The organism is Prosthecobacter algae (assembly GCF_039542385.1).
Classification (GTDB): Bacteria; Verrucomicrobiota; Verrucomicrobiia; order Verrucomicrobiales; family Verrucomicrobiaceae; genus Prosthecobacter; species Prosthecobacter algae.
Map to the genome: position 1 here is coordinate 623,114 of NZ_BAABIA010000002.1, position 15,125 is coordinate 638,238.

At 61.3% G+C, this 15,125-nt stretch carries 11 protein-coding genes; 8 read left to right on the plus strand and 3 right to left on the minus strand.

The window, feature by feature from the left end; all coding sequences use genetic code 11:
• Positions 1-173: 173 nt before the first annotated feature.
• From ABEB25_RS05930 to ABEB25_RS05960, 7 genes are all read left to right on the plus strand, one after another.
• Positions 174-917: an alpha/beta hydrolase gene (locus ABEB25_RS05930; protein WP_345735464.1), complete on the plus strand. Its 744-nt coding sequence runs from the start codon at positions 174-176 to the stop codon at positions 915-917.
• Positions 918-1,021: 104 nt separating this feature from the next.
• Positions 1,022-3,517: a glycosyltransferase gene (locus tag ABEB25_RS05935; RefSeq protein ID WP_345735465.1), complete on the plus strand. Its 2,496-nt coding sequence runs from the start codon at positions 1,022-1,024 to the stop codon at positions 3,515-3,517.
• 83 nt (positions 3,518-3,600) lie between these two features.
• Complete coding sequence (locus tag ABEB25_RS05940) at positions 3,601-5,175, plus strand: glycerol-3-phosphate dehydrogenase/oxidase (protein WP_345735466.1); 1,575 nt, start codon at positions 3,601-3,603, stop codon at positions 5,173-5,175.
• A 91-nt stretch (positions 5,176-5,266) separates the two neighbouring features.
• Positions 5,267-5,455, plus strand: a complete 189-nt coding sequence (locus tag ABEB25_RS05945) for a hypothetical protein (protein WP_345735467.1) — start codon at positions 5,267-5,269, stop codon at positions 5,453-5,455.
• A 49-nt stretch (positions 5,456-5,504) separates the two neighbouring features.
• Positions 5,505-6,704: a glycosyltransferase family 4 protein gene (locus ABEB25_RS05950; RefSeq protein ID WP_345735468.1), complete on the plus strand. Its 1,200-nt coding sequence runs from the start codon at positions 5,505-5,507 to the stop codon at positions 6,702-6,704.
• Between the two features lie 36 nt (positions 6,705-6,740).
• Complete coding sequence (locus tag ABEB25_RS05955; RefSeq protein ID WP_345735469.1) at positions 6,741-7,733, plus strand: type II secretion system F family protein; 993 nt, start codon at positions 6,741-6,743, stop codon at positions 7,731-7,733.
• Positions 7,734-7,822: 89 nt separating this feature from the next.
• Positions 7,823-9,097: a PQQ-like beta-propeller repeat protein gene (locus tag ABEB25_RS05960; RefSeq protein WP_345735470.1), complete on the plus strand. Its 1,275-nt coding sequence runs from the start codon at positions 7,823-7,825 to the stop codon at positions 9,095-9,097.
• Positions 9,098-9,100: 3 nt separating this feature from the next.
• Here the strand turns inward: ABEB25_RS05960 and ABEB25_RS05965 are convergent, their stop codons facing one another.
• Positions 9,101-12,658, minus strand: coding sequence for a protein kinase domain-containing protein (locus ABEB25_RS05965; RefSeq protein ID WP_345735471.1), 3,558 nt, complete (start codon positions 12,656-12,658; stop codon positions 9,101-9,103).
• Between the two features lie 94 nt (positions 12,659-12,752).
• Between ABEB25_RS05965 and ABEB25_RS05970 the strand changes: the two genes are divergently transcribed.
• Positions 12,753-13,490, plus strand: coding sequence for an RNA polymerase sigma factor (locus ABEB25_RS05970; protein WP_345735472.1), 738 nt, complete (start codon positions 12,753-12,755; stop codon positions 13,488-13,490).
• Positions 13,491-13,496: 6 nt separating this feature from the next.
• Here ABEB25_RS05970 and ABEB25_RS05975 read toward each other — a convergent pair whose 3' ends face one another.
• Together ABEB25_RS05975 and ABEB25_RS05980 are read right to left on the minus strand one after the other, a co-directional pair.
• Complete coding sequence (locus ABEB25_RS05975) at positions 13,497-14,600, minus strand: hypothetical protein (RefSeq protein ID WP_345735473.1); 1,104 nt, start codon at positions 14,598-14,600, stop codon at positions 13,497-13,499.
• Between the two features lie 70 nt (positions 14,601-14,670).
• On the minus strand, positions 14,671-15,072 hold the full coding sequence (locus ABEB25_RS05980; RefSeq protein WP_345735474.1) for a type II secretion system protein: 402 nt from the start codon (positions 15,070-15,072) through the stop codon (positions 14,671-14,673).
• Positions 15,073-15,125: the final 53 nt, after the last annotated feature.

Consider the following 15,125-nt stretch of genomic DNA (forward strand, 5'->3'; position numbering starts at 1 on the left):
CAACGCGGAGAGGACGGAGACGGTCTCTGTCAGCGTTGGCTGCTTTTTTGATTTGTTTATCTTACCCGGCACCTGCCTATCATACGCCTGTGAGACTTGTTACCCGACTTCTTCGTTTGATCTTCCTGCTTTTACTGACGCCCGTTTTGTTGCTGCTCGGCTGCCAATCGAAGATGATCTACTATCCGCGGGGTTACGATGAAGGGTATCGGCAGTTGCTGACCAGCCATCGCGGAGTCGCTTTGCCGTATGAAACGGGCCAGGGCCGCCAGGTGGCGAATTACATCCCTGCCCGGAACGGGGATCCATCTCCCAAAAAAATCTGGGTTTGCTTTGGCGGCAATGGCACGGTCGCTTTTGATTGGCTCTACTACCACGATGCCTGGGATCCGGAGTTTGCCTACCTGCTGGTGGACTATCCTGGCTATGGTGACTGCAAAGGCACGCCCAGTCCCCAACGCATCCGCGAAAGCTCCAAGGCCGCTGTTCAGGCCCTCACCTCACATCTCCGGCTGAGCCCTGAAGAAATGCAGCCCCGCCTGCACGTCCTGGCCCATTCCATCGGCTGCGCGGCAGGTCTGATGGCGGCAGACGACCTCCACATTCAAAAATTGCTCCTCATCTCCCCCTTCACCACGCTGACCGAGATGGGCAAACGCGTCATCGGCTGGCCCCTCTGCTACGTGAACATGCACCGCTTTGACAATCGAAGGCACCTCGCCCACGTGGTGAACCGAGGGGCCAAAGTCGTCATCTTCCATGGCACAGCGGACAACGTGATCCCTGTCGAGATGAGCCGTGAACTCGCGGGAGCGCATCCCGGCAAAGTCACCCTGCATGAAAAGGAAGGCTGGGATCACAATGAGATCATCCAGGGGCTGTCCAGGGAGATCGGCAGCACCATGAAGAACTTGTAAGGTTCCCAGGCTTCGGCCTTCAGGCAGGCCAAGCAGAAAATACTGGCACCCCAATCAGGCGAATGGCTTTCCCCGGCCATGCGTCCATGCTTGATTCCTAACCGATGCCCGACACCCCGCCAGATTCATTCTCCTTTCCCCGCCTCACGGTGGGTGGGAAATGGCTGCGCGAAGGTGCAGAAAAATGGCGGATGCGTGGTGTGAGTTACGGCCCCTTCCGGCCCAACTCACGCGGAGAACCTTTCCCCGAAGACACACCCTTGAGAGCGGATCTAACGCACATCGCTCAACTGGGATTCAATACCGTGCGGCTGTATGAACTGCCGTCCCCAGCGGTGATCCAGGCCGCGACAGCCTTGGGCCTGCGGTTGTTGGTGGGCATCCCCTGGACAGACCATGTGGATTTCCTCCGCAGCAAGGCGCAGCAAGAAGAAATCCGGCAGACTGTGGTCGGGGCAGTCTCACGCCTGAAGGACGAACCCTGCGTAGCAGGTTTCGTGATCGGCAATGAAATCGAGAAAACGCTGGTGCGCTGGATGGGGCCGAGCCGGGTGCGTGATTTCCTGGATGACTTGATTGAAACGGCGCGTGCTGTGGCTCCGCATCAGCTCTTCAGCTATGCCAACTATCCCAGCACGGAATACCTAATCCCCGCCCAGGCTGATTTCTTGGCGGTGAATCTCTACCTGGAGAAGCCCGAGGCCCTGGCCGCCTATCTGCAACGCCTACAAAATCTGGCGGGGGACAAACCTCTGGTCATCACCGAATTCGGCCTGGATGTGGCGGCCCATGGCGAGGAAGCACAGGCGCAGACTTGGGCCTGGTTTCAGGCCATCTGCCAGCAGGCTGCTGTAGCAGGCACGGTCTGGTTCAGCTACACCGACGAATGGTTCCGTGGCGGCGAAGCCATCACGCAGTGGCGCTTTGGTTTGGTGGATTCTGTTAGGCAGGAAAGACCCGTCTGCGACCGTTTAAAGGTGGAGGCTCCAGCACACTCGCTGCATCCCCAGCCACGCATTTCGGTGATCGTCTGCACTTACAATGGCATCGCCACGCTGAGAGGTTGCCTGGAGTCCCTGGCAAGGCTGCGATATCCAGATTTTGAAGTGCTTGTGATTGATGACGGCTCCACGAAGGACATCGCCGGCATTGCCCAAGATTTCCCTGAGATCCGTTATGTGCGGCAGGAGCATGCAGGTCTCAGCGTGGCGCGCAATCTGGGGGCCTCTTTAGCCACGGGAGAGATCCTGGCCTACACGGATGATGACTGCTTTGTGGATGAGGACTGGTTAACACACCTTTCGTTAGGCTTTGAAAATCCGCAATGGACGGCTGCGGGAGGACCGAACATCCCTCCCCCGCCGCGAAACCGCACCGAGGCCGTTGTCGCCGCTGCCCCTGGAGCACCCGCGCATGTGCTGCTGACCGACATCGAGGCAGAGCACCTGCCTGGCTGCAATCTCGCCATTCGCAAAAGCGCCCTGGAGGCCATCGGCGGATTTCGGCCACAATACCGCGTGGCGGGAGATGATGTGGATGTGTGCTGGCGGCTGCGCGAGGCTGGGGGCAAATTGCACTTCATCCCGGGAGCGATGGTGTGGCATCACCGCCGCTACACCGTGAGCGCCTATCTCCGCCAGCAGCGCGGTTATGGGCGGGCGGAGGCCCTGCTGATGAAGGACCACCCGGAGCGGTTCGGGCCGCTGGGCGGAGCCCGCTGGTTCGGTGGCATCTATGGAGATCGCGCCACCGCCCTTCATCTGGGTGAAGGCAGCATCTTTCACGGCCCCATGGGGGAAGGGCTCTTTCAGGGCATCTATCGGCAAGGGCCACGTGGCTGGTTAGACTTGATGGGCGGGATGCTCTGGGTGGCTCTGGTCTTGCTCGCCCTTTTACTGCGAGCCCCCCTCTCCGCAGCCGTCATCTTCAGCCTATCCCTGGTACTGGCAGCCTACCGGCTGAGGAATCAGACCCGCGCACCGTTTTCCCTAAATCTGGTTGAGTCATGCCTTTTGTTAGGCCTGTGCTGGCTGCAACCGGTGCTGCGGGAATGGGAACGCCTGCGGGGCATGGCCCGCCTGAAGGCCTGGCCAGCAGGACGAAAGTCGACGCACCAGCGCCCCACACCGGCGAGGCCACGAAAAACAGGGTTTCGCACCGGAGAATGGAGCTTCTGGGGTGAAACCGGCCAGGCACGCACGGCCTTTCTGGAGAAGCTGCAGGCTCTTTTGACCGAGCAAAAATACAGCCAGCGCACCGATGATGGCTGGCGGCTTTTTGATATCGAGCTGGATCCGCAAAGGTGCGTTTCCTGCGCCGTAGTGTCTGTGGTGGAGTATCACTCCAGGCAGCGGGAACTGCTGAAGGTGCGTTCACTGATTCGCATTCGTTATTCAGTCCTGGCCCTCTACGCGGGCGTCATTTTACTATTGATCGCGGGCCACTGGGCAGCATGGCCCTGGTATGCCTTAGCACGGAATGGCCTGATGATGGCCTGTCTTTATACGATGTGGCTCGTTTATGACTTTAAAGCGCGGTTTAAAAAACTCGTCTTGCAGGCGGCTGAGCAAGCAGGCCTCAAAGAACTGCCTGAGGCCTGAGTAAGTGCCTGGCATGAAAGGAATGGATGAGGCGAGGAATTGTGCTCGGCAGAGCTGCCATCATTCGTTAACCTGAAAATATCATGAACCGTCTTGCCTCACTCACTGAGCTTTCTTCCCGGTCGGAACCTTTTGATGTCGTCATCGTGGGCGGAGGTGCCTCGGGCCTCGGAGCGGCCGTGGATGCCGCGGTGCGTGGCCACTCCGTATTGTTGGTGGAGCAGTCCGACTTTGCTAAAGGCACCTCCAGCCGCAGCACCAAACTGGTGCACGGCGGGGTGCGCTACCTGAAACAGGGCAATGTCTCCCTGGTACTGGAGGCCCTGCGCGAGCGCGGCCTGATGTGCCGGAATGCGCCACACCTCGTGCACAGCCTGCCCTTTGTGATCCCCAACTACCACTGGTGGGAAGGGCCTTTTTACGGCATCGGCATGAAGGTGTATGATGGACTGGCGGGCAAGCTGGGGCTGGAACCTTCCCGCTACCTGAATCGTGAGGATGTCATCGAGTTGCTGCCTAACATTGAGCAGCAGGACCTCACGGGTGGCATCATTTATCATGACGGCCAGTTTGATGACTCGCGACTGGCGATCAATCTAGCCCAGACGGCGGCTGAACAGGGTGCCGTGGTGCTGAACTACGTGCGCTGTGCAGGCCTGATCAAAGAAGGCCCTCATGTGGCAGGTGTGAAGCTGCGTGATGAGGAAACCGGGGAAGAAGCTGAAGTGCGAGCCAAGGTGGTGATCAATGCCACCGGCGTCTTTGCCGATGAAGTTCGCCGCATGGATGACCCGCAGGCGAAGACCATGCTGAGCCCCAGCCAGGGCATTCACTTTGTGCTGCCACGCGAGTTTCTGCCGGGCGATACCGCTATCATGATCCCGAAGACGGATGACGGGCGTGTGCTTTTCGCGGTGCCATGGCATGGTCGTGTGGTGGTGGGCACCACCGACACCCCTGTCGAGAATGCCTCCCTGGAACCGCGGGCGCTGGAGGCGGAGATCGAGTTCATCTTCACCCAGATCACCCGCTACCTCACCCGTGATCCCACACGGGCAGATGTGCTGAGTGTGTATGCTGGCCTGCGCCCGCTGATCAAATCGGACGCCAGTTCCACGGCCGCGCTCTCACGGGACCACCTCATCTCCATCTCCGATTCCGGGCTCATCACCCTCGCTGGTGGCAAGTGGACCACGTATCGTAAGATGGCCGAGGATGTGATTGATCACGCGGAGATGATCGGTGCGCTGGACCATCGCTACTGCGCCACGCATGAATTGAAAATCCATGGGGCCGACGTCACCGAGGCGGAAACCAGCCACCTGCACTACTACGGCAGTGATGCACCCGGCATCCGTGCCTTGATTCTGAATGATCCCACCCTGGGGGAAGTCATCCATCCAAAACTGGAGTTCCTCAAAGCCGAGGTCATCTGGCATGTGCGGCATGAGATGGCGCGCACGGTGGAAGATGTACTGTCACGCCGTACCCGCGCCCTGCTGCTGGATGCCCGGTCCAGCCTGGAGGCCGCCCCGGTTGTCGCGAGCCTGATGGCCAAGGAACTGGGCCGCGATGCAAGCTGGGAACAGGCCCAGGTCAGCAACTATGAGACGCTGGCGAAAGGCTACCTGCTGCCCATCTCCGGGGGTGGGCGGTGAAACGCCGTGGCCCGGAAGCGGCAAGGATGCCAAAGGTCCCGCTGCTTTTGGCTAGCGCGTGCGAGGGAACAGGGTTACAGATGAGGTCTCTATGACAGAATCCGAATTCAAAGCCCGCGTCACCCGTCTGTGTCAGCTGCTGGGCTGTGGCAAGGATTTGGCGACCGACTACGTGGAAGCAATGGGCGATTCCCCCGTGGTCGAACATGGCAAGGTCATCGTTCGGGACCCGCAGGGCCACATCATCGCCCGCGTTTCTGCCTCCATCCTGGAGGGCTGACCAGGACAAACGCTTGCGAAACGGCCAGACACGGCAAGGCTTGCGCCCGATGTCCCGACTGCGCATCCTGATCCTAGTCGAAAACCTGCCCGTGCCGCTGGACCGGCGTGTCTGGCAAGAAGCCTGCGCCCTGAGAGACGCGGGCCATGAGGTGACCGTCATCTGCCCGCAGATGCGCGGTTACACAGAACCCGAAGAGGTGCTGGATGGCATCCGGATTTACCGGCATTGGATCAGTGACGAGGCACGCGGCATCCGGGGCTTCATTTACGAATACGCCACGGCACTGTGGGGCGAATTTGGCTGCGCGCTGAAAGCCTGGCGGCGTGGCGGGTTCGATGTAATCCACCTGTGCAACCCACCGGACCTGTTGTTCCTGGTGGCGCTGCCTTTCAAGTTGCTGGCCGGGGTCAAAGTGATCTACGATGTCCACGACCTGTGGCCGGAAATGTTTGAAGCCAAGTTTGGCCGGCGTGGCCTTCTCTATCGCGCCGTCCGCCTGGCGGAGCGCTGCACCCTGGCCCTGGCCGATGCGGTGATGGCGACGAACGAGAGCGTGCTCTCCACCGTGAAAAAACGCGGGTGTAAAAAAGACGAGGAGGTCTTCATCGTGCGCACGGCCCCGAACAAGCTGCCCACCGATGTGCCGGCCGACCCAAAGCTGAAGAACGGACGGCGTTTTCTCGTGGGCTACATCGGTGTCATGGGCAATGCGGACGGTGTGCATTACCTCATCGAGGCCGCCCGCCACATCGTGAATCTGCGCGGGCGCCAGGAGGTGCAGTTCGTTCTCATGGGCAGCGGGCCGGAGCATGCGGAATTGGTGAAACTGCGCGATGACCTGGAACTGCAGGACTGCGTGGCCATGCCGGGCAGGGTCTCCAATGAATACCTTTTTACCGCGCTGAAAACGATGGACCTGGGCGTGGCCTGCGACCCGATCAACAACTACAACGATCACTGCACGATGAACAAGACGCTGGAGTACATGGCCTTTGGCAAAGCCCAGGTCATGTTCGGCACCCGGGAGGGCCGCTACTCCGCAGGCAAAGCTGCTTTGTATGTCATGGAAAACTCAGCCGCTAGGCTGGGCGACGCCATTTTGGAACTGCTGGATCAAGCGCCACGGCGGGCTGAGATGGGCCAGATCGGCCAAAACCGGCTGGCCCATGAACTGAGCTGGGAACGCAGCGTGGTACAACTTCTGCGCACCTATGAGCACGCCATGGGGGGGCGCAGCCCGGTTTAAGCTCGCTTCTTTCCTGCCTCTAACGATGATGCAGCGATGAAATCTGCGGAAAAGACCGTGCTGTATCGCGAGCTGGCCAAGCTGACGCAGGCGGACTTTCACCTCGACCGCTCACTGGCGCTGCTGCTGTCCCAGAAGTGCAGCCCGGAGCGGCGCAGCTATCTGGAAGGCATGCAGCGGGGCCTGACGGAGGGTCTGAGCCTCGCCGAAGCCATCCGCCAACATAACCAAAAGCTCGTCAGCGGCCTGGAACTGGGCCTTATCGAGGCGGGCGAAAGCAGCGGCAGGCTGAGTGCCGCCTTTACCCATCTGGCCCGCTATTATGCAGCCGCCGAAGCCGCAGCAAGGCAGATGCGCAGCGCCATGATTTACCCCATGGTGCTCCTGCACATGGCCATCGTGCTGCCAGAGATCCCCACAGCCTTTGTCGCCACCGAAGGTCCGGGCTTTCTGTCACGGGTGCTGGTGTGGTTCGTGGTGCTGTGGCCGGGACTGGCTGGCATCTGGCTGCTTTGGCGGTGGCTCGAAAAAAAGGCGGTGGACTCCGCTGCATTGGATCGGTGGCTGGGCCGAGTCCCCTGGATCGGCCAGGCCCGAAATCACTGGGCACTGGCGCGTTTTTGCCAGGTCTTTCACGCCGGACTGCTGGCGGCGTTACGCATGTCCGCCATCTGCCGTCTGGCTGGGGAGGCCTCGCAGTCTGGCCAGCTCAGGCAGGGAGCCTCCAGTGCTGCGGCCCGGATCGAGGCCGAAGGCGAACCGCTGGCCCTATCCTTGGCGGAGTCGGGCACCTTCGATCCGCAGTTTGTCAATGCCCTCGCCACGGCGGAGGAGGTGGGCAAGCTGGATGAGGAAATGACCCGCTGGGCGGCAGCGGAAACGGTGGAGGCCGCCCAGGCCATGGAGCGCGCCTCCCAATGGCTGCCCAAGATCGGTTATGGCCTGGTGGTGATGTTTGTGGTCTATCGCATCATTTCGATGGTGCAGGGCTATTATGGCGGGGTGCTCCGCCAGTTGGACGGACTGTGATTTCCCCACGTCTTTGCTTGCCGTGAGGGCTGGGTTTCGCAAGACTCATGCGCCCGTGCCCGTTACACACGGCCCTGCAACTTCATCTTATGAATCGCCCCACCCTCACCTTCGTCAGTGGTTCGCTCCTCGCGGCGTCCAGCCTTTCCGCCCAGACCCCTGCAGAATGGGGCAAATTCCGCGGCCCGAACAATGACGGCACCGCGCCGGCCGCCAAGGTCGCCAACTGGAAAGATGCCACCATCAAGACGGTGTGGAAGACGGAGACCCCGACCGGCTTCAGCTCCTTTGCCGTGGCAGGGGCCAAGGCCTTCACCATCGTCACGGGCGAAACGGATGGCAACACGGGCGAGGTGCTGGTGGCCCTGGATGTGCTCTCCGGCAAAGAAGTCTGGAGAAAACCCCTGACTGTCATCGGCAAGTACGATGGCGGCGGTGATGCTGGTGCCCCAGATAACAAAGGTGGCGATGGCCCACGTTCCACCCCGGTGGTGGATGGGGGCAAGGTGTATGCGATTGATGCCAACCTGGGCGTATTTTGCTTTGAAGCGGCGACCGGCAAACCAGTGTGGAGCCACGACGTGATGAAGAAGAACGCTGGCGTGCAGATCAAGTGGCAGAATGCCGCCTCTCCCGTCATTGATGGCGACATCCTCATGATGTGCGGCGGTGGCGAGGGCCAGGCACTGCTGGGTCTGAACAAGGACACGGGCAAAATCGTGTGGAAAGGCGAGAACGACAAAATGACCCACGCCACTCCGGTGATCGCCGACATCCATGGCGTGCACCAGGCCATCTTCTTTACGCAGGTGGGTCTCGTGGGCGTGAACCCTGCCGATGGCAAGGTGCTGTGGCGCGGGGACTTCCCTTTCAAGATCTCCACGGCCGCCAGTCCGGTGGTTTATGAAGACATCGTCTATTGCTCCGCCGGTTATGGGGTGGGTGCAGGTGCCTTCAAGATTAGCAAAAGCGGCAGCGGCCTGAGCGCTGAGCAGATCTGGCGCCGTGAGAACGAGTGCTTCAACCACTGGAGCACTCCAGTGGTGAAGGACGGCTACCTCTACGGCATGTTCAGCTTCAAGGAATACGGTGCGGGCCCGCTGGCCTGTGTGGATATCAAGACGGGCAAGGACGTGTGGAAGGAAGCCGGATTCGGCCCTGGTCAGGTGATCCTCTCGGGCGACAAGGTGATCGCCCTCAGCGACAAGGGCGAGATCGTCGTCGTCGAGGCCAACCCCGAAAAATACGTGGAGCTGAAGCGCAATGATGTGCTGGAAGGCAAGGTGTGGAGCTACCCAGTGCTGGCCTACAACCGCCTGTTTGCCCGCAGCACGCAGGAAGGCGTGTGTCTGGAGATCCAGTAAGCCTCAGTCCGGAAATTCTTCCGGTGTGACCCGCGTCGTTTTCGGCGCGGGTTTTTCTTTTTCAGCAGGAGCAGCCCGGAATTCAGCAGCGGCTTGAGGCTGACCCAGGACCTCATAGCGCCGGACCAGGAGAGTGGCCAGCGGCTCGCGCAGGGCTGGTTTCAGCTCCCCGGCTAGAAGGTCCCAAGTGGCCTGGTTTTTCACCCCGCTCCAGAGGCTGAATAGTTGCATGAGGGCCACCTCAGAAAACTCCCGGCGGCAAAAGGCGGAGACGATCTCCTGCGCACATTTCTGCACGTGCGGATTTTCTACTGGCCACTGACTGCCCTGAGCAAACAAGGCGCTGAGGAAAAGCTCCATGGTCTCATGGGCGAGTTCCCGCGCAGCCCGGCGGCGCAGGATGTAGTCCTTGGCCAGTTGCTGCCCGCGCCCGCTTTGCAAAACCTGATTCAAGGCCTGCGCCAGGGCATCTCCGGCAAGGGCCTGGACGATGGGGCCGATCCAGCGGCCTCGCGTGACCAGGGGGCGGGATTTGCCCAGCAAAGTGGACATCCACTCGATGGCCTTGGCCGCCGTCCAATTTTGAGCCAGGCAACGGGCGACGAATTCTGAGTGCAGCCTTTGCTGGGTGTTGTCGGCAGTGGCTGATTCCGCATCCTCCACCTGCGCCGCCGCCAGCCAGGCTTGCTTGCGCAGGGCGGGGTCCGTTTCCACCAGGCCGGTGAGCAGCCAGGCCTCAATGCGATGCCGGGCGTGCAGGGACGGGGTGGCGGTGAGCTGGCGCAATGTGTCCAGGTGCGCTGCTTTCAGGGGCGGGCGGGTGCGCATCTCATGCCGCAGATCTTCCAGGCAGGGGATCGCACGGCTGGAGCTCTGGCTGCCCTCCAGGGCATGCAGCCAGGAGGTAACGGTGGCCCGCAGCACCGGGTCCGCCTCGCCCTGGCCCAGGGCAGCCCACTGGTCCAGGCAGGCGAGGGTCCGCTGCATTTCCATCTCGGGCAGCGCGGCAGAGGGGCGCACCTGGGTGACGGCCTGAGTCAGCAGCTTGCGCGCCTGCTGGTCACGACCAGCAAAATGAAAAGCCATGGCGGTGCGTACGGCCGTCTGGCGGTCGTCCGCCCCGAGGAAGTGCTGCACCCGTACGGCGCGGTCCAATGCCGCCATGTCCTCAGGCCCCACCTTGAGACAGTTGAGGCTGCGGGTGATGGGCTGGTAATGCTCGTTGAGTAGCTGCAAATCACTCGCTGGGATGCCCATGCGGACGATTTCAGGCGGGCGAGTGCCCATCAGCAGGTCAAACCACGCATTGGCACTGTCCATGTCCCCCTGGATGAGATGGCTGCGCCAGATCTGAAACATGGCCAGGCTTTTCCAGGGCTCTGCTTGGTTCTGGGCCACCTGAGCCCAGGTGGCGATGGCATCCGCTTGTTTTTGCAGGGCCTCCAGGCAGGCGGCATATTTGTAGAGGCACTCGGCTTTGACGTCGGCTCGGTTCAGGTATTTTTCATAGATGGCCAGGGCCTCCTGCGGTTTGCCGATGCTGAAGAGGTCATCCGCCTTGGCAAGGGGTGAGGCAGCAGCCTTGACGTCCCGGCCCCGCAGTGCAAAGCGGGCCAGGCTGGATTCCACCGGCAGCAGCACGCTGAACTGCGCTTTGGACAAGGGACGCGTGAGTTCGAAAATGCGCGTGTGGCGCAATGCTTCACCTCCATTGACCGAGAAGGACAGATCGCCGTTCTCATACCGGCAGCGCAGGATGAGATGCGGGCTGGCGCGGACCTCCTGGGGTAGAAAGGCATAAGCCAAGGGCATTTTCCCCGACAAAATGGCCATGACGGGCGCATTCCCCGGGTTCTCAAATTTCGGCAGGTGGGTGGCAAAGCGGGCCGGGTGAAAGACCTGGAAACGGATGTCTCCCAGCACCGGGAGGATCAGGTTTACCCCGCAGGTTTTCGCCTCTTGCCAGGTTTCATGAAACTCCGCCTCAAGTTCCACCGAGCCTTCGATATCGAACTTGCCCATCAGGGTAGTCCACGTCTGCCCGGGAACTTTGGGCTGGGCGCGGAGTTCCCCCAGCCGGGAATCCCAGGCCCCTGCCTGGAAAATCACCTCGCCAGCCAACTGCGTGATGGGCGGGCGCAGGCTGGCCAGCGGTTGCCAGGCGGATTCCCGGGCACGCCAGCGCTTCAGCAAGGCCGAGCTTTCCGGATGGCCCCGGGCAATAAGATCACGGAGCAGCACCGGCACCTGCGCCGTCTCGTCCTCCGTCAGTCGCGGAGCTTCCAGCAAATCCACCACCCGCCGATGCGTGCGTTTGAGGACGTTCTCCTTCAGGTACCGTTCCAGCACGGTGTCCACCCGGTGCATCTCATTCAGCAGCCCGTCGGTGAGGGCCAGCCGATCCGGCGTCCATTCCGCCTCGGTGAGCTGGCGATTGATCTGGGAGAGCAGCCGGGCCTTGTTCTGGCTCCACTGCATGCGGTGGGTGGACCAGGCGGAAAGGGCCAAGGCCGCCAGGGCCACGGCACCCGCCGCCGCCACCCAGGGATAACGGCGGAGGTAAAGATAGGCCATGTCCACCAGGTCCGGATTCTTGGCACGGATGGGGCGGCCGTCCAAAAACCGCTCCAGATCTTCCGCCAGCGAAATGCCATTGGCATACCGGGCCTCAGGCTTTTTTTGCATGGCGTGCCAGCAGATGGCGTCCAGCTCCTTGCATACGGGCTTCATCGCGGCACGAAGCCGGGGCGGCTGGTCATCCTCATGCAGACGGGTGATGATCTGGGAGGCCAGGCCAGCTCTCGGCAGCCGGCCGGCCAGCATCTCATACAGCATCACCCCGCAGGCGTGCACGTCCGTGGCCGGAGACGGCTCTCCCAGCTCAGGGGCCACCTGCTCGGGTGCAAGATAAGCGACGGTCCCCGCCAGCTCCCCCTCCTGGGTCAGGCGGATGTCCTCCTGCCAGGTGTGCTTCTGGGCCAGCCCAAAGTCCAGCAGCACAGGTTCCTCACCCAGCACCATGATGTTGCCGGGCTTCAGGTCGCGATGCACGATACCCGAGGCATGGGCCACCCCCACGGAGCGAGCCACCTTGGCCATCATGCGGGCGATTTCGCTGGGCCTGCGGTTTTTTTCCCGCGCCCAGACCTGCAGGGGCACACCGTCCAGGAAATCCATCACCAGCCAGGCTAGGTCCCCCTGGCAGCCGAAATCGTGGACGGGAACAATGTTCGGGTGGCGGAGCTGGGCCAGCACCTTGGCCTCGTTTTGAAACCGCGCCACGGCCCGTGGGTCGCAGCATTGCCTGGGCGTGAGGAACTTGATCGCTGCCCAACGTTGGAGTTCGCGGTGCCAGGCCTTGTACACCACCCCCATGCCCCCCGCACCCAGAAACACCCAGCGCTCATAGTGTGGCAGCAGATGCACCAGCACCTCGTCCGAAATGAGGTTCGGCCCCTGCCATTTGACCTGCGGGGCCTCAGCCAACCCCAGATCATTCTCCACAATGGACTGAAATGAGGGGATCTCATCTTCGTAGTGAGGAGACGATTCCGGATTCATTGGCTTATCAGGACGCAAGTATCACCCACCTCTAGCAGAAAAACTGTACCTATCGTGTGCCAAATGGGTATTCCCTCATGATTAAGATCCATTAATGTCCCTCCTTTCGACCAACGAAGGTTTCCCCGAAACCAGCCTCACCCTAGTGAGGAGACTGCACAGCACGGATGACTCCCTGCGGGCAGAGGCCATCGGTCTGGTCGCCCGGCGCTACTGGCTGCCGCTCTATGACTTTTCCCGCCGCACCGGGATGAGCGAACCTGCGGCAGCGGATGCCGTGCAGGACTTTTTCCACCACATCGTCTCCAACGTCGACGGCTTTGCCAACTACGACGGCCAGCAGGGCCGCCTGCGCACCTGGATCATCACCATCTTCCGCCGCCGACTCTCCAGCAGCATCGCCCGCCAGCAGACCCAAATCCGTGGAGGCGGTGTGGAGCATGTGTCGCTGGACTTTGTCCTCGCCGAATCCAGCTACCAGGAGCATGCCGAGCAGGATCAAAACGATCCTGAACGCGCCTTTGATCGCGCCTTTGCTCGCCAACTCTGGCAGCAGGTGCTGGACAGCCTGCGCTGCGCCTACACCTACCGACAGCGCCTGACCGTCTTTGAGACGCTACAGCCGCTAATCCTGTGCGAGATGAAAAACCAGCCGCTATCCTCGGTGGAGCTCGCCGAGAAAGCAGGCCTGCCCAGCATCGTTGACTTCAAAGTCAGCCTGCACCGACTGCGCAAGGAGGCAGCCCATGAGTTCCAGCGCCTCGTCCAGCAGATGGTAGCAGGCGATGACTGGCAGGAGGAGGTGCGTTACCTCCTGCGCCTCGTCGGCTGAGGATGCCTAGCCCAGCACGGGCGGTTTGGAATAACGATAGTCCAGCCACTCCGCCGGGGAACCCGTGTGGCCGTCTTCCGCCGCATGGACCAGATTCACCAGTTCCCGGGCGGTGACAAAATGGTAGTGAAAGCCAGGCATCGCCTGCGCCAGCTCCGCCAGCCCCCGATAAAATTGTTGGGCCGCCTGACCGAGGAGCGCCCGATAGTTTTTCGGGATGCCAGCGTGGGTGTGCAGCTTGATGAAGACCCAGGGGGCCCCGTTTTTCACCCGGGGGCAGAGCTCCAGCCACAGGCGGGCGCGGGTGGCAGTGGGCGGGTTTGCTCCCGTGAGATCGCCATTTTCCAGGCGCGGCAGCAGGCCCCATTTTCTCCGGCTCCAGTTCAGCCCCAGGGGCCCCTGGATCAGCAGCAAATGGTCGTCTTTCTCCCGCAGGGCCGCCGTTTTCCCGGCCTCCACCGCCACACCGGTGTTGTGGGATTTCGCACAGCCGTCTTCACGGGCGTAATAGACGGAATTGATCACCCGCGTCTGGCAGGGGTCCGGCGCGCTGGGCATCGTCAGGTCCGCATAGCAGCCGGTGCGCTTCAGCACGGTCAGTTCATTGGAAACGCCGCACCAGCGGCCATCCGGGCGCGAATTGTCCAGGGCCCAATTGCCATGTATGAAGGCGTAGCCGGGTCGCCCATCGGCACCTCGGGTTAGCAGCCCGTGACTAGCGAGGTCGCGCACGCCATCCAGCAGCAGCTTCGTCACACTCTCTTCCGTATCATTATCGTGGTGCAGGTGGATCTCCACCTCGCTGCCGGTTTCCCCACACAGCTCGGCCACAGGGGCGAGGAGGTCCGACTGATACTGCTCCACCGGGAAAAAAAAGCTGTGCCGGGGGCCGCGCCCGCCGCTGTCCGGGTGGGACTTCACCAGGCTGGGCCAGGCCGCCTGCCAGTCGGCGATGGCCCGCAGGGCCCCCGCCTTGTCCGTATGGTGCAGCGGCTCAAAATGATCGCACACGGCGATGCAGGCATGCACAGGCTGACCCGGCGAGATGCGGCCAGAGTGCCGTTCACGAGTGAGGTAAGACCAGAGCCATTGTTCAGCGCCACGGAGCATGGTTGTGCTGATGCCGCCAGATGCAGGACTGTGCAAGTTGCAGGAGGAAAAAGCGTGGATGGAACCGCCCTTATTCCTCCACTTGGTGGTAAACCAATTCGTTTCCCTTCAAATGCAGATAGCGGATGGCTCCTTGGATGTCATGGCGGGTCATCGAGGGAAGCTGGTACACATGCCCTTTAAAGATCCCCGTGGAGGGGCTGCAGCCATCGCGCAGATTTTCTACCGAGGCGGTCTTATTCCCAGGCACGGCAAAGTCCGCATCCGCTGCACTGGCCACGGCGGCAAGGCTGGCGATGTTTTGGGCATTGCGCTTGTCCTTTTCATTCTCAGCCCCCTGACGCACCCCGCCAAAGGCGATGATCACCATGGTGCTCATGATGCCCAGGATGGTAATGACTATCAACATCTCCACCAAGCTGAATCCAGCCCGGCGCAAGGATGTCGTTGGAAGATGAGACCCGATATTCACTCTGATAATTCTAATTAAGTACGATAATTTTACAAGTTTTTTACGTTCCTAAG